This window comes from Aquamicrobium sp., from assembly GCF_023954335.1.
Lineage (GTDB): Bacteria > Pseudomonadota > Alphaproteobacteria > Rhizobiales > Rhizobiaceae > Aerobium.
Genome location: NZ_JAMLIE010000001.1, coordinates 883,443 through 900,372 on the forward strand (window position 1 = coordinate 883,443; position 16,930 = coordinate 900,372).

18 protein-coding genes and 1 pseudogene are annotated in these 16,930 nt (G+C 69.4%); 10 read left to right on the top strand and 9 right to left on the bottom strand.

From position 1 onward, the window contains the following. Positions 1 to 171: 171 nt before the first annotated feature. Both cueR and M9945_RS04320 read left to right on the top strand, forming a co-directional pair. Entirely contained in the window at positions 172 to 606 is a 435-nt protein-coding gene (cueR, locus tag M9945_RS04315; RefSeq protein WP_367943550.1) for a Cu(I)-responsive transcriptional regulator, read from the top strand. Positions 607 to 649: 43 nt separating this feature from the next. Then, the gene (locus tag M9945_RS04320; RefSeq protein ID WP_367943551.1) at positions 650 to 1,150 is read left to right on the top strand and encodes an MmcB family DNA repair protein; all 501 of its coding nucleotides are present in this window, start codon (positions 650 to 652) and stop codon (positions 1,148 to 1,150) included. A gap of 187 nt (positions 1,151 to 1,337) precedes the next feature. Here the strand turns inward: M9945_RS04320 and M9945_RS04325 are convergent, their stop codons facing one another. The 6 genes from M9945_RS04325 to M9945_RS04350 form a co-directional block, all read right to left on the bottom strand. After that, complete coding sequence (locus tag M9945_RS04325) at positions 1,338 to 2,060, bottom strand: ABC transporter ATP-binding protein (protein WP_367943552.1); 723 nt, start codon at positions 2,058 to 2,060, stop codon at positions 1,338 to 1,340. Continuing rightward, entirely contained in the window at positions 2,053 to 2,805 is a 753-nt protein-coding gene (locus M9945_RS04330; RefSeq protein WP_367943553.1) for an ABC transporter ATP-binding protein, read from the bottom strand. Before M9945_RS04330 ends, M9945_RS04325 begins: the two co-directional genes overlap by 8 nt. After that, positions 2,793 to 3,755, bottom strand: coding sequence for a branched-chain amino acid ABC transporter permease (locus M9945_RS04335; RefSeq protein WP_367943554.1), 963 nt, complete (start codon positions 3,753 to 3,755; stop codon positions 2,793 to 2,795). The genes M9945_RS04330 and M9945_RS04335 overlap by 13 nt, the downstream gene beginning before the upstream one ends. Continuing rightward, positions 3,752 to 4,636 (bottom strand): branched-chain amino acid ABC transporter permease, encoded by an 885-nt coding sequence (locus tag M9945_RS04340; RefSeq protein WP_367929889.1) that lies wholly within the window; start codon positions 4,634 to 4,636, stop codon positions 3,752 to 3,754. Before M9945_RS04340 ends, M9945_RS04335 begins: the two co-directional genes overlap by 4 nt. 186 nt (positions 4,637 to 4,822) lie before the next feature. Beyond that, a complete protein-coding gene (locus tag M9945_RS04345) occupies positions 4,823 to 6,127 on the bottom strand; it encodes an ABC transporter substrate-binding protein (RefSeq protein WP_367943555.1) in 1,305 nt (434 codons plus the stop codon). A gap of 145 nt (positions 6,128 to 6,272) precedes the next feature. Next, on the bottom strand, positions 6,273 to 7,133 hold the full coding sequence (locus tag M9945_RS04350; protein ID WP_367943556.1) for an urea carboxylase-associated family protein: 861 nt from the start codon (positions 7,131 to 7,133) through the stop codon (positions 6,273 to 6,275). Positions 7,134 to 7,444: 311 nt separating this feature from the next. Between M9945_RS04350 and cysP the strand changes: the two genes are divergently transcribed. The 6 genes and pseudogenes from cysP to M9945_RS04380 form a co-directional block, all read left to right on the top strand. Next, complete coding sequence (gene cysP / locus M9945_RS04355) at positions 7,445 to 8,431, top strand: thiosulfate ABC transporter substrate-binding protein CysP (protein WP_367943557.1); 987 nt, start codon at positions 7,445 to 7,447, stop codon at positions 8,429 to 8,431. 88 nt (positions 8,432 to 8,519) lie between these two features. After that, a complete protein-coding gene (gene cysT, locus M9945_RS04360) occupies positions 8,520 to 9,341 on the top strand; it encodes a sulfate ABC transporter permease subunit CysT (RefSeq protein WP_367943558.1) in 822 nt (273 codons plus the stop codon). A 3-nt stretch (positions 9,342 to 9,344) separates the two neighbouring features. After that, on the top strand, positions 9,345 to 10,244 hold the full coding sequence (cysW, locus tag M9945_RS04365; RefSeq protein ID WP_367943559.1) for a sulfate ABC transporter permease subunit CysW: 900 nt from the start codon (positions 9,345 to 9,347) through the stop codon (positions 10,242 to 10,244). Further along, on the top strand, positions 10,241 to 11,263 hold the full coding sequence (locus M9945_RS04370) for a sulfate/molybdate ABC transporter ATP-binding protein (protein WP_367943560.1): 1,023 nt from the start codon (positions 10,241 to 10,243) through the stop codon (positions 11,261 to 11,263). Before cysW ends, M9945_RS04370 begins: the two co-directional genes overlap by 4 nt. Positions 11,264 to 11,291: 28 nt before the next feature. Then, positions 11,292 to 12,623, top strand: a complete 1,332-nt coding sequence (locus M9945_RS04375) for an FAD/NAD(P)-binding protein (RefSeq protein ID WP_367943561.1) — start codon at positions 11,292 to 11,294, stop codon at positions 12,621 to 12,623. Between the two features lie 130 nt (positions 12,624 to 12,753). Next, positions 12,754 to 13,467 (top strand): annotated as a pseudogene (locus M9945_RS04380) (alpha/beta hydrolase); the annotation flags it as partial. A gap of 138 nt (positions 13,468 to 13,605) precedes the next feature. Here the strand turns inward: M9945_RS04380 and M9945_RS04385 are convergent. The 3 genes from M9945_RS04385 to sppA all read right to left on the bottom strand — a co-directional run bounded on the left by M9945_RS04385 (position 13,606) and on the right by sppA (position 15,276). Then, positions 13,606 to 13,923: a lipopolysaccharide assembly protein LapA domain-containing protein gene (locus M9945_RS04385; protein ID WP_367943562.1), complete on the bottom strand. Its 318-nt coding sequence runs from the start codon at positions 13,921 to 13,923 to the stop codon at positions 13,606 to 13,608. Positions 13,924 to 13,965: 42 nt separating this feature from the next. Beyond that, a complete protein-coding gene (locus tag M9945_RS04390; protein WP_367929900.1) occupies positions 13,966 to 14,256 on the bottom strand; it encodes an integration host factor subunit beta in 291 nt (96 codons plus the stop codon). A 75-nt stretch (positions 14,257 to 14,331) separates the two neighbouring features. Continuing rightward, positions 14,332 to 15,276 carry a signal peptide peptidase SppA gene (sppA, locus tag M9945_RS04395; RefSeq protein WP_367943563.1) on the bottom strand — a complete coding sequence of 315 codons (945 nt, stop codon included), beginning with the start codon at positions 15,274 to 15,276 and terminating at the stop codon, positions 14,332 to 14,334. A gap of 267 nt (positions 15,277 to 15,543) precedes the next feature. On the opposite strand from sppA, the gene lptC reads away from it, so the two are divergent. Both lptC and M9945_RS04405 read left to right on the top strand, forming a co-directional pair. Then, on the top strand, positions 15,544 to 16,290 hold the full coding sequence (lptC, locus tag M9945_RS04400) for an LPS export ABC transporter periplasmic protein LptC (RefSeq protein WP_367943564.1): 747 nt from the start codon (positions 15,544 to 15,546) through the stop codon (positions 16,288 to 16,290). A gap of 5 nt (positions 16,291 to 16,295) precedes the next feature. Beyond that, entirely contained in the window at positions 16,296 to 16,853 is a 558-nt protein-coding gene (locus M9945_RS04405; protein ID WP_367929934.1) for an LptA/OstA family protein, read from the top strand. Positions 16,854 to 16,930 lie beyond the last annotated feature (77 nt).

The window sequence follows — 16,930 nt, forward strand, 5'->3', positions numbered from 1 at the left end:
CAATTTCGCCATGGTTTTTCTGGCTTACCTTGGGGCCTTTGCCAAGCCCGTCCACCGCATCGGAGTGCGATTTTGTCGCAGGTTGATTCGCGGATATGGCAAATCGGCAACATGTTTTACGGTTTCGCCCCTCGGCGAGACGAAAGCGGGCGAAAGCAAAGGAGCGATCGAATGAATGTTTCCGAGGCCGCCCACCGGTCCGGCCTGCCGGCCAAGACCATCCGCTACTACGAGGATGTCGGGCTGGTCAGCCCCGGCCGCGCCGCCAACGGCTATCGCGATTATTCCGACGACGACGTCCACAGCCTCGCCTTCCTGAGGCGCGCCCGCGGCCTCGGCTTCTCGATCGAGGAGTGCCGGCAACTGATGGCGCTCTACCGCGACAAGAGCCGCGCCAGCCATGACGTGCGCGAGATCGCGTCGGCGCATGTCGCGGCCATCGACGACAAGATCGCCGAGCTGCAATCCATGCGCCGCACGCTCGACACGCTGGTGCGCGCCTGCCATGGCGACAGCCGGCCCGACTGCCCGATCCTTGAGGACATGGCCGGCGGCGAACTGGCGGGTGCGCGCAAGGCGGATGGCGCGAAGGGCGCCTGCTGCTGAGGCGGCGCTTCACGCGCGGCTGCCGGAGTGTCATTCTTACCCCATGCCCATCGTCTCGCCGATTCCCTTCAACCCGCTCGTCGACGGCCGCCAGTCGCAGGCCGCGATGCTGGTGCGCCGCGGCGTCCAGCGCCTGTTGATCGAGCTGGGCGCGGTCGCCATCCCCGAGCTGCCGCTGGCGAGCGGCCGCCGCGCCGACCTGATGGCGCTGACGCGCAAGGGCGACATCTGGATCGTCGAGATCAAGTCGTCGGTCGAGGATTTCCGCACCGACCGCAAATGGCCGGAATACCGCCAGTTCTGCGACCGCCTGTTCTTCGCCACCCACCCGGACGTGCCGGCGGCGATCTTCCCGGCCGAGGCCGGCTTCATCCTCTCGGACGGCTACGGCGCGGAGATCCTGCGCGACGCGCCCGAGCACCGGCTCGCGCCCGCCACGCGCAAGGCGCTGACGCTGCGCGCCGCCCGCGCCGGCGCGGCGCGGCTGACGGCGGCGGAAATGGCGGGCGTGTCGATTCCCGCGCTCGAAGGGGAGGGAGAATAGGGCAGATCGTTCGACGGTCGCGCTGCCCCTCATCCGACCCTTCGGGCCACCTTCTCCCCGTGAACGGGGAGAAGGAAGAAGCGGCAACGTTGCGGCAGTTCCTCCTCTCCCCGTTTACGGGGAGAGGATGCCGGCAGGCAGGTGAGGGGCGGCGCAGGCGGCCCGCTATGAACCACGCCGGAAACCTTCAGCCCACCCCGACATAGCGGCGCAGCCTTTCGGGGTCGGCGCGCACCTCGGCCGCCGTCACCGTCTCGCGGTTGCGGCCGTTCTCGATGAAGGCGACGCGGTCGGCAAGCGACAGCGCCGCCTCCACCCGCTGCTCGACGAGGATGACGGAGACGCCCCTGGCCCTCAAGCCGGCGACCGCCTCGCGGATGCGCTCGATCATCGACGGCATCAGCCCTTCGGTCGGCTCGTCGAGGAGGAGGATGTCGGGTTCGAGGCACAGCGCCCGCGCCATGGCCAGCATCTGCTGCTCGCCGCCCGACAGCGTGCCGGAACGCTGCGACAGCCGCTCGCGCAAGGCGGGGAAGAGGTCGAGCACGGCGGCCCGCGTTGCCTCGCCCTTGCCGCGTGTCATCAGGCCGATCTCGATGTTTTCCGCCACCGTCAGCTCGGCGAACAGCCGCCTTCCCTGCGGCACGTAGCCGATGCCGGTCTTGGGGATCTCGTGGGCGGGCAGGCGCGTCAGCGCGGTGCCGTCCTTGGCGATCGTGCCGGCCTTGACGGTGACCAGCCCCATGATTGCCTTCAGCGTCGTCGTCTTGCCCGCGCCGTTGCGCCCGAGCAGGCACAGCACCTCGTCGCGCCCGAGGCTGAGCGACAGGCCGCGCAGGGCCTGCACCTCGCCGTAGAAGGCGTCGACGCCGGAAAGTTCGAGCCCGATCCTGCCCGCCGGGTCAGCCATTGCCGCCGCTCCCCAGATAGGCGTCCTGCACCGCGCGGTCGGCGCGGATCGCGTCCGGCGTGCCTTCGGCGAGAATGCGGCCGGCATTCATCACCGTGATCTTTCCCGCCAGCTCCATCACCACCTGCATGTTGTGCTCGATCAGGAGCACGGTCGCCTCGCGCGCGATCTCGCGGACCAGCGCGACGAAGCCCTCTATCTCGCCGTCGGACAGCCCCTGGGTCGGCTCGTCGAGGATCAGGAGGCGCGGTTTCAGCGCCAGCCCCATGGCAATCTCGAGCAGCCTTTGATGGCCGTAGGCGAGGCCGCCGGCCGGCGAGGCGGCGCGGCCACTGAGCCCGACCTTCTCCAGCGCCTCGGCGACGCCGGCATCGAGCGCGCGCTTGCCGACGCCGCCTTCGGCCAGCAGCCGGCGTTGCACCGGCAGCGCGACATTGTCGTAGACGGTCAGCTTCGGGAAGATCGAGGTGATCTGGAACGTATAGGCGATGCCGGCCATGACGCGGGCGTGCGCCGGCAGGCGGGTGATGTCGCGCCCCTCGAACAGGATGGCGCCGGAGGAGGGGGCGATGCGGCCGCAGATCAGCCCGACCAGCGTGGTCTTGCCCGCCCCGTTCGGGCCGATGATGGCGCGGATTTCGCCTTTCTCCAGCCGGAAATCGACGGCGTCGACCGCCTTCAGCCCGCCGAAAGCGCGCGACAGTGCCCTCGTCTCGATCAAGGGGGTCTCGATCAGGGCAGCCATTTCAGCCACCTTTCCCGCACCGTGCCGAGAATGCCCTTGGGGAAGAACAGCACGACGAAGATCAGCGCCGCGCCGACCAGCACCAGCCAGGCCGTGGTCAGCCCCGAGGCGTAGTCGATGACGTAGAACATGAACGCCGTGCCGAGAAGCGGCCCGAGCGTGGTCGCGGCCCCGCCGACCAGCACCCATAAGAGCGGCAGGATCGAATACTGGATCGAGGCGAAGCCCGAGCCGACATAGCCGAACAGCAGCCCGTAGGCCGCCCCCGCCGCGGCGCAGGCCAGCCCCGAGACGACGACCGCGGAAAGCTTGGCGCGGAACGTGTCGTAGCCCAGCATGCGCATGCGCTCCTCGTTCTCGCGGATGCCGGCGAGCGTGCGCCCGAAGGGCGAGCGCACCAGCCGCAGCATGGCGAGAAGGACGATGGAGAACAGGGTAAGCGCGATGGCGTAACGGCTCGTCGGGTCCGACAGGCTTAGCACGGTATCGCCGAACCCGACGCGGCGCGCGGCCGGCGGCAGCACCAGCCCTTCCTCGCCGCGCGTCCACGTCGTGAAATAGAGCGTGGTCAGATAAACCACCTGCGCGAACATCATGGTCACGATCATGAAGGCGACGCCGACCGTGCGCAGCGCCAGCGCGCCGACGACAAACGCCAGCCCCCCGCCCGCCGCCACGCCGGCAAGGAAGGACGCCGGCACGCCCCAGCCGAGATGGTAGAGCGGCAGCCCCGCGCCGTAGAGGCCGGCGGCGAAGAACATGGCGTGGCCGAGGCTCAATAGCCCGCAATAGCCGAGCAGCAAATTGTAGCCCATGGCGAAGACCGCGAGCACGAGGATGCGCGAGAACACGCCGCGATGATAGTCGGGCAGCAGGAAGCCGGCCGCCACCAGCGCGGCGATGAAGGCGAGATGCAGCAGCCAGACACGGGCGGAGGCCGTCCCGTTCATCGCGCCGCCGTCCCGAACAGGCCCTGCGGGCGGAAGACGAGCACCAGCGCGACGAGCAGCGTCGCGAGGATCTTGGCCAGCGTCGGCGAGAAGAAAAGGGTCGAGATGATGCCGTCGGAGAGGCCAATCAGCAGCGCCGCCACCACGGTGCCGCGCAGGGAACCGAGCCCGCCGATGATGACGACGACGAAGGAGAGCAGCAGCGGGTCGCGGCCCATCAGGTAGTGCGCCTGGCTGACCGGCACGACGAGCACCGCCGCCACCGCCGCCAGCATCGCGCCGAGCGCGAAGACGCCGGCATAGACGCGCCCGACCGGGATGCCGAAGGCCTGCGCCGTCTCGGCGTCGTATTGCGTCGCGCGCATGACGAGGCCTGCCCTCGTGCGCGCCAGCACGAACCAGACCCCGGCGAGGAGCACGCCGGCGGCCGCGATGACGCCAAGCTTGTAGCCGGAATAGCCGAACCACGGCAGCTGGATGCGCGGGTTGAACGGCGGCTGGACTGGCCGCGCATCCGCGCCGTAGAAGGTCAGCGCCAGCTGCTGGACGATGTAGAGCAGGCCGATGGTGGCGACGATGGTCGCTTCGGGATCGTAGTTCAGCCGCTTCAGCACCAGCCGCTCGGCAAGGAAGGCGACCGCGCCGACGACGAGCGGCGCGACGAGGAGCGCGGCGGTGAAGCCGATGGCCGGATGGCCGGCGAAGGCGGTCGAGACCGCCCATGCCACCACCGCGCCGAGCATGAAGAACTCGCCATGCGCGACGTTGACCACCCGCATGACGCCGAACACCAGCGACAGGCCGAGCGCCATCAGCGCCAGCGTCGCGGCGGTGACGAGGCCCTCGAGCGAGGCGAGGAGAAGGAGCGGCCCGAAACCCATTCAGTTGGTGCTTCTACAGGAAAGGCCGCGCTGCCCCTCATCCGGCCCTTCGGGCCACCTTCTCCCCGTGAACGGGGAGAACGGGAAGCGGCGGCGTTGCCGCAAGCCGTCCTCTCCCCGTTCACGGGGAGAGGATGCCGGCAGGCAGGTGAGGGGCAGCGCCGACGCTCTCAACGGGAACGCCCGTCAGAAGGATTGCGTCGTGTAATCGGCTTCCGGCTCGTAGAGGCCGTCCTCGATCGCGGTCTTGTGGACGACGTTGAGCTTGCCGTTCTCGACCACGGAGATGTTCTGGACGCCGAAGACCTGATGGATCTTGCCGTCGAACCGCTTCGGCCCCTGCGGGTGCTCGACGCCTTCCTCCAACTCGGTGATGGCCTCGGTCGCCTCGATCAGCTTCTGACGGTCCTCGATACCCCGATAGCCGGCGGCCTCCATCGACCGCTTGATGATGTAGAGCGTCTCCCAGCAGCCGAACATGTGGGCGTTGGTCGAGACGTCGCGCGGGTCGTTGGCGGCCGCGCCGTTCTCGTCGAGCCCGACGGCGTCGCGATAGGCGCGCTCGGCTTCCGAGGCGTCCGCCTGGAGGTAGCGCGGCATGCCTTCCCAGAAATGCGAGCCTTCGAGGAAGTCGAGGCCGGGGCTCTTCATGTCGACCGCCTCCAGCGAGTCGATGAAGCCGAACAGCTTCGGCCCGCGCCCGCCGTAGAACTCGCCCAGCTCCTTGACGAAGGTCAGGACCGCCGGGCCGACCATGACGTGATAGATCACGTCCGTTCCAGCCGGAATCTGCGGGAAATAGCGGGTGAACGAGGTCTCCGTCGGCGGGATGGCGATCTGGGCGATCACCTCCGCGCCCTGCTCCGCGGCCGCCGGGGCGAAGAAGTCGCGATGGTCGTGGCCGAAGGCGTAGTCGGGATAGATCATGGTGATCTTCTTGCCGACATTCTGCGAGATCCACGGCGCGACCGAGCGGCACTGCGCGCGCACGTCGGTGATGCCGGGCTGGATGACCCAGCGGTTCAGCTTGCCCGAGGCGACGTGGTAGCCTTCGGAGACGACGTAATAGGGGATCTTCAATTCGCCCGCCGCCGGGGCCGAGCCGGTGACGACGTGGGAGAACAGCGTGCCGTAGACGAGATCGACCTTGTGCTGGCTGGCGAACTTCTCGACCACTTCCGCGCCGCGTGCGGGGTCGGTGCCGTCGTCCTCGGTGACGATCTCGACCGGGCGGCCGTTGATGCCGCCGGCCGCGTTGATCGCCTTGACGGCAGCGGCCGTGGTGCGCTCGTACCAGCGGCCGTAGGAGGCGCCGATGCCGGTGCGGTGGGCCTGGAAGCCGATGCGGATCGGCGCCGAGGACTGCGTCTGCGCATAGCGCACGAAGCCCGGCGCGGCCGTCAGCGCGGCCGTTGCGCCGAGGCCTTTCAGCGCGCTGCGCCGCGAGACGGATGAGGTGAGGAAACTCGAAGGCTTGCGCGCGTCGGTCATCGTGGACCCCCTGGCTGGAGCCTGCATGCGAAACCGCGTCTGGCCGCGCGATTTCGCTGCCGGGTGTTAAACGGGCGCAACGTAAACCATCAATCGCACGCGCATGCAACACGGCAATTGCTGCGGCGCGGAACCTTTTGGATTCCTAGACGCCGTGGGTTCCGTCATAGCCGTTCAGCGGCGGCCGCGCCCAGCCTTCGGGCAGCCGTGCCGGCTTGTAGATTTCGACCACCAGCGGGTGGCAGGCGGCGGTGTCGGACGAGTGCTCGGCCGAGCAGTCGCCGCCGGGGCAGACCGACAGGCAGCCCAGAAGGTCGATCTCGGCGAAGAACTCCAGATAGTCGCCGGGCCTCACGGGGCTCGCCTTCATGAAGTACTGGCCGGTGTCGCGGGTGAAGCCGGTGCACATGAAGACGTTGACGACGTCGTGGATGTAGCGCGACGCCTCGTCGAGCGGCTTGCCCGTCTGCCGGGCGAAGGCGCGCGTCAGGTTGGAATGGCAGCAATGGTGATACTGCCCGCCATGGCTGAGTAGGTTGTGGGTGTAGGGATCGCACCTTGTGCCGATGACGTCGTGCACCGCGCCGCCGAAGTCGTCGAAGCCGTACCAGTCGAGCGTGTCGTGGGTGATGGTGGCGATGGGGCGCATCGCCGGGAAGGTCGAGAAGAGCTGGTCGCCGAGCCCGACATGGGTGCCGTTCAGCGCCCGCGTCTTGCCGGTGTAGAGCCGCTCGTCGAGATCGTCGGCGTTGAAGAGGTTGAGGTCCCCGACCTGCGGCCCCTCGACGGAGAGGATGCGGAAGAAATGCCCGGCGGGCGCGTTGAAGCACGCGGCCTCGCGCGGCGGCACGACGACGCGCTCGACGAGCTCGAGATCCTCGCGCACCGCCCGGTAGGCGGCGAGATCCGGCCGCGGCAGGCTCTCCACCGGATAACAGATCACTGGCCTCACCGCCTTGCGCGCGGCGGCGTCCTGCGGGGCCTCGGTGATGGGGTGCGGCTTCATGGCGATCCTCCGAATTGATCCGTCTCCCGTTGATAGGCATCGGCGGGCGCGAGGTAAACCGGGCAGCCGCCTGCGCCGCTGTTGCGGAGGGGCATCCCGGATGAAACGAAATTCCTGTCTCGCGGAGGAAAGAGGTTCGATTTGCGAAACTCGACCCTGATCTGGCCTGATGGCAGGATGAATTTTCTTCGATGCGGGCTGTAAACGACATCGCTTGCCTCCTTGGAAGCGGGCTGCCTGCATAGACTGGCCGGCGAATTTTCCTCGATCCCGCAATTCCCCGGACCCTGTCTGTTTTTCTGGAGAGACCCATGAAGCGCATTCTCGTTCTCGGCGCCGCCCTTGCCGGCCTGCTTGCCGCCCCGGCACAGGCGCAGTCGCCCGATACGCTGCTCAACGCCTCGTACGACATCGCCCGCGAGCTGTTCGCCGACGTCAACGCCGCCTTCGTCGCCAAGCATCCCGGCAAGACCATCGACCAGTCGCATGCCGGCACGTCGCGGCAGGCGCGCGCCATCGTCGAGGGGCTGGAGGCCGACGTCGTCACCTTCAACCAGGTCACGGACATCGACTTCCTCGTGCAGAACGGCTTCGTCACCGACGACTGGCAGGGCGATTTCCCCAACCAGGCCTCGCCCTTCTACTCGCTGCCCTCCTTCCTCGTGCGCGCCGGCAATCCGAAGGGCATCAAGGACTGGGGCGATCTCGCCCGCGACGACGTGAAGATCGTCTTCCCGAATCCCAAGACCTCCGGCAACGCCCGCTACACCTATCTCGCCGCCACCGCCTACGCCAAGGAAGCCTTCGGCGGCGACGAGGAGAAGGTGATCGCCTTCATCGACAAGGTGTTCGACAACGTGCCGGTGTTCGATACCGGCGGCCGCGCCGCAACCACCACCTTCGTCGAGCGCGAGATCGGCGACGTGCTCATCACCTTCGAGGCCGAGACGCGCGGCATCGCCAAGGAGTTCGGCGAGGACAAGTTCGAGCTGGTCGTGCCCTCCGTCAGCCTGCTGGCCGAGTTCCCGGTCGCCATCGTCGACAAGGTGGTCGACAAGCGCGGCTCGCGCGAGCTCGCCAAGACCTATCTCGACTTCCTCTACACGCCCGAGGGCCAGACCATCTCCGCCGAGCGCGGCCACCGCGTCAACGACCCCGCGGTCAAGGACAAGTTCAAGGACCAGTTCCCCGAGGTGCGTCTGGTGACGGTCGAGGACGTGTTCGGCGGCTGGGAGAAGGTGCAGGCCGAGCACTTCGCGTCCGGCGGCCTGCTCGACAAGATCTACGGCGAACGCTAACGCATTGCGGCCATTCCGCATCGCCGGCGGGCGCCTCGCCCGCCGGCTTCGTGCCGTTTGAAGCAAAGACTTTGAAGGAAAGACGAAGTTGAAACGCCGCGTCCTGCCCGGTCTGCCGCTGTCGCTCGGCATCACCCTCTTCTATGCCGGCATCATCATCGCGCTGCCCATCGGCGCGCTGATCTTCAAGGCGGCGAGCCTCGGCCCGGAGGAGTACTGGCGCATCGTCAGCTCGGGCCGGGCGCTGGCGAGCTACCGCGTCACGGTGCTTGCCGCGGCGGCGGCGACCGCCGTCAACGTCGTGTTCGGGCTGGCGCTGGCCTGGGTGCTGGCGCGCTATTCGTTTCCGGGCAAGCGGCTGGTCGACGCCATGGTCGACCTGCCCTTCGCCCTGCCGACGGCGGTGGCGGGCATCGCGCTGACCACGCTGTTCGCGGCCAATGGCTGGTTCGGCGCGGCGCTGGCGGAAATAGGCGTCAAGGTCGCCTACACCCCGCTCGGCATCATGATCGCCATGGTGTTCACCTCCATTCCCTTCGTGGTGCGCACGGTGCAGCCGGTGCTGGAAGACCTCGACCCGGCGCTGGAGGAAGCGGCGCAGTCGCTCGGCGGCTCCGACGCGTCGATCTTCGCACGCGTCATCCTGCCCCTGCTCGCGCCGGCGCTGCTGGCGGGCGTCTCGCTCTCCTTCGCCCGTAGCCTCGGCGAGTTCGGGGCCATCATCTTCATCGCCGGCAACCAGCCCTTCGAGACCGAGATCACCGCGCTTCTCGCCTTCATCCGGCTCGAGGAATACGACTACCCGGCCGCCGCCGCCATCGCCTCGGTGCTGCTGTTCACCGCCTTCCTGATGCTGGCGGCGACCAACATCCTTCAGGCGCGCGCGCTGCGCTACACGCAAAGGAGCTGAGCGATGGCGGCAACGCATCATGGCAGGCCGCCGCGCATCGGCGATTCCCCGGCGGTCCGGCGCACGCTGATCGGCTTCGTGCTCGTCCTCGGCGCGGTGCTGGTGCTCGCCCCGCTGATCGTCATCTTCACGCAGGCGTTCCGCCTCGGCGTCCCGGCCTTCGCGGCGAACATCGTCCATCCCGACACGCGCCACGCCATCCTGCTCACCGTGCTGACGGCGCTGGTCGCGGTGCCGGTCAACACCGCCTTCGGCGTCGCCGCCGCCTGGGCGATCACCAAGTTCGACTTCCGGGGCAAGCGGGCGCTGACCGTGCTGATCGAGATCCCGTTCTCGATCTCGCCCATCGTCGCCGGCGTCGCCTATCTCTTCGTCTACGGACTTCAGGGCCTGTTCGGCCCGGCGCTGCAATCGGCGGAGATCAAGGTGCTGTTCGCGCTGCCCGGCATCGTGCTGGCCTCGATGTTCGTCACCGCGCCCTTCGTCGCCCGCGAGCTGATCCCGCTGATGCAGGCGCAGGGGCGCGACCTGGAGGAGGCTGCGACCTCGCTCGGCGCATCCGGCTGGCGCACCTTCTTCTCGGTCACGCTGCCCAACATACGCTGGGCGCTGCTCTACGGCGTCGTCCTGTGCAACGCCCGCGTCATGGGCGAGTTCGGCGCGGTCTCGGTGGTGTCCGGCAACATACGCGGCCAGACCAACACGCTGCCGCTGCACATCGAGCTGCTCTATCACGACTACAACACGGCCGGCGCCTTCGCCGCCGCCTCGATCCTGACGCTGCTCGCCCTCGTCACCATTATCGCCAAGCTGGCGCTGGAGCGCCGCGGCGCGGGCCGGGTCAGCCGCCCCGCCCTCGCCAGCCCGGCCCTCGCCGCCTCCACTGAAGGAGCCAGACCATGAAGATCGTCCTCGACAATGTGGTGAAGACCTTCGACACCTTCCGCGCCGTTCACGGCGTGTCGCTGGAAATCAGCAGCGGCGAGCTGGTTGCTCTGCTCGGCCCGTCCGGCTCGGGCAAGACGACGATCCTGCGCATGGTGGCGGGGCTCGAATATGCCGACGGCGGCGCGATCCGCTTCGGCGACCAGGACGCCACCAACATCCCGGTGCGCGAGCGCGGCGTCGGCTTCGTCTTCCAGCACTATGCCCTGTTTCCGCACATGACGGTGGCCGACAATATCGCCTTCGGCATGAAGGTCTCCAGACGCAAGCGCAGCCGCGCCGAGATCGAGGCGCGCGTCGGCGAACTCCTGTCGCTGATGCGGCTCGACGGGCTCGGCGGCCGCTTCCCGGGGCAGATCTCCGGCGGCCAGCGCCAGCGCGTGGCGCTCGCCCGCGCGCTTGCCGTCGACCCGCGCGTGCTGCTGCTCGACGAGCCGTTCGGCGCGCTCGACGCCAATGTGCGCCGCGAGCTGCGCCGCTGGCTGCGCGAGATTCACGACGAGCTCGGCATCACCACCCTGTTCGTCACCCACGACCAGGAGGAGGCGCTCGACCTCGCCGACCGCGTCGTCATCCTCGACCACGGCCGCATCGTGCAGGAGGGCAGCCCTGAGGGGGTGTGCCGCAACCCGGCCTCGGCCTTCGTCACCCGCTTCCTCGGCGACACCAACCGGCTGGAGGCGCAGGTGCACGGCGGCGTCGCCCGCATCGCCGGCGGCAGCATCGCGGCCGACGGGGTCCCGGACGGTCACGCCGAGATCTACGCCCGCCCGGCCGACCTCGAATGGGCGGGCGAGGGCGCGGGGCTTTCCGCCCGCATCCTGCGCATCCTCGACCGGCCCGACAGCCGCCGCCTCGTCGCCCGCCTCGACGACGGCGAGACGGTGGAGCTTGACGTGACGCCGGAAACCGTGGTCAGCGTCGGGGATCAGGGCGCGGTGAAGCTGCGCCGCGCCAATGTCTTTTCGCTGGCGTGAGCACCGACAGGGGACAGACGGCAACCGCGTGAGAGGCGAAAGAACCATTGTCATCATCGGCGGCGGCGCGAGCGGCGTCCTGCTCGCCGCACAGCTTCTGAAGGCGGAAAATCCGGCGCTTCGGGTCGTGATCGTCGAGAAAACCGGCGTCTTCGGCCGCGGGCTCGCCTATTCGGCGACGCTCGACGAGCACCTGCTCAATGTCGGCGCCCACGGCATGAGCGCCTTTCCCGACGCGCCGGACCATTTCCGCATCTGGCTCGGCACGCGCGGCATCGCCGTTGCCGCCGATTCGCTCCATTTCGCCCCGGGCCGGCTCTATGGCGACTATCTCGGCGAGATCTCCGCCGGTCTCGCCGCGCGCGAGCCCGAGCGCCTGCGGCTCATGCAGGCTGACGTCGTCTCCGTCTCGCCGCACGCGGCCGGCGTCGCGGTCCGCCTCGCCGACGGGACGGTTCTTCAGGCGGACGCCGCCGTGCTCGCGGTCGGGCACGACGCGGAGCCTGCCGGCATCGCCCTGCATGCGATGAAGCCGGGCGCACCGGGCGACACGCCGCTCGCCCCAGACGCGCCGGTGCTGATCCTCGGCTCGGGCTTGAGCATGATCGACGCCTGGCTTTCCCTCAAGGCGCGCGGCCATCGCGGTCCGGTCACGGTGCTGTCGCGCCGGGGGCTGATGCCGCGCGCGCATCTCGCGCGAAAGCCCATCCCGATCGACATCGCCGACGTGCCGCTCGGCGCCCCGCCGGCCCGCTTCATGCACTGGCTGCGCCGGCTGGTGCGCGCGCACGAGGCCGCAGGCGGGCACTGGCAGAACGTGATCGACGGCCTGCGCCCCTTCAACCAGCGCATCTGGCAGGCATGGAGCGACGACGAGCGCGGGCGCTTCCTGCGCCACGCCAAGGCGTGGTGGGACGTGCATCGCCACCGCGCCGCGCCGCAGATCGCCGCCCGCCTCGCCGCCGCGGTGGGCGAGGGCGGGCTGACGCCGCTGGCCGGCAAGGTCGGGACGGTCGAGAGGGCGGACGACGGCCTGCTCGTCACGCTGCGCCTGCGCGGCGCGGCAGCGGCGCAGACGCTGGCGGTCGCCCGCATCTACGATTGTACCGGCGTCGTCAGGGACGTGGCGTCCGGCTCGCTCGCAGCCGTGCGCAGCCTGACCGACCGCGGGCTGGCGCGGCCTGATCCGTTGCGGCTCGGCCTCGACGTGACCGAGGATTGCGCGGTGATCGATGCCGCCGGCAATCCGTCCGGCCGGGTCTTCGCCATCGGCCCGCTGACGCGCGGCGCGCTGTTCGAGATCGAGGCGGTTCCCGACATCAGGGTTCAGGCCGCGAAGCTCGCCCGGACCCTGATTTGAGGACGCCGCGATGAACGGCATCAAACGTCTGACTCTCTGCCTCGCGCTGCTCGGCGCGGCCCCGGCAACATCCGCGGAGGTCGAGGTGGAGGCGCAGGTGGAAAACGGCCCGCTGCGCGGCAGCCTCGCGATGCCGGCGGACGGAGTTGCGCGCGCGGCGGTGGTCATCATCCCCGGCTCCGGCCCGACCAATCGCGACGGCGACAGCCCGCTGGGCGTCGAGGCCGGCTATCTGCGGCTGCTGGCCGACGCGCTGGCAGAGCGGGGCATCGCCTCGATCCGCGTCGACAAGCGCGGCATGTTCGCCAGCGCCGGAACCTTCGCCGACCCCAACGCCGTCACCTTCGACGACTATGCCGGCGACGCGCTGGCATGGGTCGAGGTGGCGCGGGAGAGGACGGCGGCCGAATGCGCATGGCTCCTCGGACACAGTGAGGGCGGGCTCGTCGCGCTGGTGGCGGCGCGAGCCGCCGGGCCGTCGCTGTGCGGGCTGGTGCTGGTCGCCGCGCCCGGCCGGCCGATGGGCGTCGTCCTGCGCGAGCAGCTGCGCGCCAGCCTCGCCGACGCCTCGGTTCTCGCCGAGGCCCTTGCCGCCATCGAGGCGCTGGAACGCGGCGAACGTGTCGATGCCGCCGGGCTGGACCCGTCCTTGCAGGGCCTGTTCTTCTCCGAGGCGGTGCAGGGGTTCCTCATCGACGCCTTCGCCCGCGATCCCGCCGCCCTGATCACCGGTGTGAAGCTGCCGGTGCTGATCGTCGAGGGCGACGCCGACCTTCAGGTCGGCGCCGCGGATGCCGACGCCCTGTCGCGGGCGCAGCCGGCGGCCGGGCGCGTGCTCATCCCGGGCATGAACCATGTGCTGAAGGCGGTGCCGCCGGGCGATGCGGCCGCGAACCTCGCCGCCTATGGCGATCCGTCCCTGCCGCTCGCGCCGGGGCTGGCCGAGGCGATCGCCGGCTTCGTCCTCGCCCGCGCTGAAGCCTCAGTTGCGCGGCGCGGGCAGGGCCGGCTGGTTGCCGCCGGGGCGGGCGGGAGCGGGAGCAGGCGCGGCCTCGCGCTGGCGGGCCGCCTTGCGGTAGCGCCCCTGGCGGAACCAGGTGGCGAGGCTGCCGAGGATAAGGCCGAGCGCCAGCGCGGCGAACAGCAGCACGAACAGCGGCAGCGTGATCGTCAGGCCCGGATTGCCGGGATTGAACGGGTCGATGGTGAAGGCCGCCGGCATGCGGTTGGCCACCGCCAGCGCGATCAGCACGATGGCGAGCGGGATGAAGACGAGAACGGTCACGATGCGGTTGAGCATGTCTTTATCCGGTTTCGCGGGGGGCTTCCGTCCGTCCCCGGTTCAGCGCTCGTCCTCGGTGTTGAGGCGTTCGCGCAGCTCCTTGCCGGTCTTGAAGAACGGGACCCATTTCTCCTCGACCTCGACCGACTCGCCGGTGCGCGGATTGCGGCCGATGCGCGCCGGCCGGTTCTTGACCGAGAACGCGCCGAAGCCGCGCAGCTCGACGCGGTTGCCGGCGGCCAGCGCCTCCGTGATCTCCTCGAAGATGGCGTTGACGATGTTTTCGACGTCACGCAGGAAAAGATGCGGATTGCGGTTGGCAATCGTCTGCACGAGTTCGGACTTGATCATCTTGGAGGCTCCACGCCGTGGGTCGGGCCGCATCTCGCGGAGAATCTCCGCTAGGCGGGTGTTTTGCTTGGGTTTTCAGTCCCTGAAAGAGCGGCCGGCAGGGTGCCAGACCGACACAAGCCCGTCAAGGAACAAGCGATCCGTTCCCGCCCGGTCCAGTCCGGTCAGCGCACCGATGACGCTCGCGGCCGACAGCGTCGAAAGCAGGCCGCCGCGCGGCTCCGGTTTCCACTCGATCACGTCGAGCTTGTCGTCGACGCCCTTCGAGGCGAGCCATTCGATCGCCTTCTCCTCGCCGCCGAGGCTGTCGACCAGCTTGCGCTCCAGCGCCTGCCGGCCGGTGAAGATCGAGCCGTCGGCAACGGCCAGCACCTCGGCGCGGCTGAGCGGCCGGCGCTCCTCGACCAGCCCGACGAACCAGTCGTAGCTGTCCATGACCAGCGCGCGCAGCATGGCGCGCTCCTCCTCGGTGGTGGGGGTGAAGGGCGACGGCTCGGCCTTGAGCGGCGACGATTTGACGCCCTCCAGCTTGACGCCGACCATGTCCATCAGCCCGGTGACGTCGGGGAACTGGACCAGCACGCCGATGGAGCCGACGATGGAGGACTGGCGCGCGACGATGTGGTCGGCGGCGCTGGCGATCATGTAGCCGGCAGACGCGGCGAGCGTGCCGACCTGCGCCACCACCGGCTTCTCGCCCGCCAGCTTGCGCACGGCCTCGTAGATCGCCTCGCCGCCGGCCGTGGTGCCGCCGGGCGAGTCGACGGTCACGATCACGCCCTTGACGTGCGCGGCCTCGCCGATGCGCTTCAGCCGCTTCAGGAGCTCCTCGTTCTCGGTGATCGTGCCTTCGATCCTGACCCGCGCGATCTGGTCGGCGACGCTGAGGCTGTCGCGCATGGCGAAGGAAGCGGCGCCGGCGATGGCGAGCGCGGCGACGACGAACGCCGCGACGCGCCAGAAGGTCAGCTTGCGGCGCAGCCGCCTGCGGTCGATGATGTCGTCTGCACGGTTCGTCATGGCACGCCTTTCTCCGACGCTTGCCGCCCCTCGGCGCTGCTTTTAGTGCAAGCCGGCGCGCGCCGGAAGGGGCATGCCGCTCCCCCGCCGCGCCCGGCAAGGCCGGGAGGCTTCCCCGCGCGGCGGCATATCTGTATGAATGCCGCTGAAACCATCCAATTATCACCATAATGGGGTGCAAGTCGAAGTCGCTACCATGCGGACGCAAAGAGGGTTGCCGGCGCGAAGGCCGGAACCGGTGAAGTCCGCCGCTTCGGGCATGAGGGCATGAACATTTCGCAGGCACGGACGGACACCGGCAGTATGCGGCGGCCCGCGCAGGCCGACCCGGCGCGCGCGCACCGCGTGGAGCGGGCGTTCTCCGACGCGCGCCGGCATTCGCGCCGCGTGCGTCTGCTCAAGCGCGTCCTGCCCGTGGCCGCCTTGCTGATGATCGTCGTCTTCGCCGGCCGGTCGTGGCTGTGGACGCCGCAGGCGCTGCCCATCGACCTCAGCTCGCTCGCCATCGAGGACGGGCGGCTGGTGATGACCGATCCGAAGCTCGACGGGCTGACCGGCCGGGACGGACGGCCCTATTCGATGACCGCCACCCGCGCCATCCAGGACATCGGCATGAGCGGGCGCATCGATCTCGAGGGCATCAACGCCAGGCTTCCCGTCGACGAGACGGGCTGGATGTCGGTCTCCGCCGCGTCGGGCGTGTTCGACCGCGAGGCCAACCGCCTCGCCATCGACAGCGAGCTGACCATGACCAGCGACGACGGCATGAAGGCGGTGCTCCAGTCGGCCGTCGTCGACGTCGCGGCGGGCAGCCTCGAAACACCCGACCCGGTCGACATTTCGCTCGACGGGGCGCACATAAGCGCGGACTCGATGTCGGTTCGCGACAAGGGGGCGGTGCTGGTTTTCGAGAACCGCGTCCGCATGACGATAGACGGCGGGCGCCTGCGCGGCACGCCGGCAGATAACGGGCGCCCGGGCGGCGCCGGGGCCGAGGGCGGGGAGACGCAATGAAGACCATGAAACGCATGCTGTCGCTGGCCCTGCCGCTCGCCTGCTCGCTCGCCGTGCTGGCCGGGCCGTCGCTGGCGCAGGACGCCGGGCGCATGACCGGCTTGAAGCTCGACGGCGACAAGCCGATCGAGATCGAGAGCGACCATCTCGAGGTGCGCGAGAATGACGGCCTCGCCGTGTTCACCGGCAATGTCGCCGTGACGCAGGGGCCGGTGCTGCTACGCTCCGGCAAGATGACGGTCTACTACGCTAAGGAAGGCGGCACCGGGTCCGCCGCCACCGGCTCGGCCAACATCGACCGCCTCGTCGTCGAGAACAAGGTCTATGTGAAGTCCGACACCCAGGTCGCCACCGCCGACCACGGCAGCTTCGACATGAAGAGCGAGGTGCTGGTGCTGACCGGCAAGGAGGTGGTGCTGTCCGAGGGCGACAACGTCATCGTCGGCTGCAAGCTGACGGTCAGGATGGCGACCGGCCTCGCCAACCTCGAAGGCTGCGGCGGCGCCGGAGGCGCCGGCCGGGTCAAGATGCTGCTCAAGCCCGGCTCGCAGGACCGCCGGTGAAGCTCCCGACGCTTCTGCGCAGGCCGGCCGCGAAAGCGCCCGCCGAGCGGCCCGACCGCGAGCGCTTCCGCGGCACC

Bases quoted from the DNA above. Each gene is read 5' to 3' on its own strand.
- cueR (WP_367943550.1), top strand. From the start codon at position 172: ATGAATGTTTCCGAGGCCGCCCACCGGTCCGGCCTGCCGGCCAAGACC.
- M9945_RS04320 (WP_367943551.1), top strand. From the start codon at position 650: ATGCCCATCGTCTCGCCGATTCCCTTCAACCCGCTCGTCGACGGCCGC.
- M9945_RS04325 (WP_367943552.1), bottom strand. From the start codon at position 2,060: ATGGCTGACCCGGCGGGCAGGATCGGGCTCGAACTTTCCGGCGTCGAC.
- M9945_RS04330 (WP_367943553.1), bottom strand. From the start codon at position 2,805: ATGGCTGCCCTGATCGAGACCCCCTTGATCGAGACGAGGGCACTGTCG.
- M9945_RS04335 (WP_367943554.1), bottom strand. From the start codon at position 3,755: ATGAACGGGACGGCCTCCGCCCGTGTCTGGCTGCTGCATCTCGCCTTC.
- M9945_RS04340 (WP_367929889.1), bottom strand. From the start codon at position 4,636: ATGGGTTTCGGGCCGCTCCTTCTCCTCGCCTCGCTCGAGGGCCTCGTC.
- M9945_RS04345 (WP_367943555.1), bottom strand. From the start codon at position 6,127: ATGACCGACGCGCGCAAGCCTTCGAGTTTCCTCACCTCATCCGTCTCG.
- M9945_RS04350 (WP_367943556.1), bottom strand. From the start codon at position 7,133: ATGAAGCCGCACCCCATCACCGAGGCCCCGCAGGACGCCGCCGCGCGC.
- cysP (WP_367943557.1), top strand. From the start codon at position 7,445: ATGAAGCGCATTCTCGTTCTCGGCGCCGCCCTTGCCGGCCTGCTTGCC.
- cysW (WP_367943559.1), top strand. From the start codon at position 9,345: ATGGCGGCAACGCATCATGGCAGGCCGCCGCGCATCGGCGATTCCCCG.
- M9945_RS04370 (WP_367943560.1), top strand. From the start codon at position 10,241: ATGAAGATCGTCCTCGACAATGTGGTGAAGACCTTCGACACCTTCCGC.
- M9945_RS04385 (WP_367943562.1), bottom strand. From the start codon at position 13,923: ATGCTCAACCGCATCGTGACCGTTCTCGTCTTCATCCCGCTCGCCATC.
- M9945_RS04390 (WP_367929900.1), bottom strand. From the start codon at position 14,256: ATGATCAAGTCCGAACTCGTGCAGACGATTGCCAACCGCAATCCGCAT.
- sppA (WP_367943563.1), bottom strand. From the start codon at position 15,276: ATGACGAACCGTGCAGACGACATCATCGACCGCAGGCGGCTGCGCCGC.
- lptC (WP_367943564.1), top strand. From the start codon at position 15,544: ATGAACATTTCGCAGGCACGGACGGACACCGGCAGTATGCGGCGGCCC.
- M9945_RS04405 (WP_367929934.1), top strand. From the start codon at position 16,296: ATGAAACGCATGCTGTCGCTGGCCCTGCCGCTCGCCTGCTCGCTCGCC.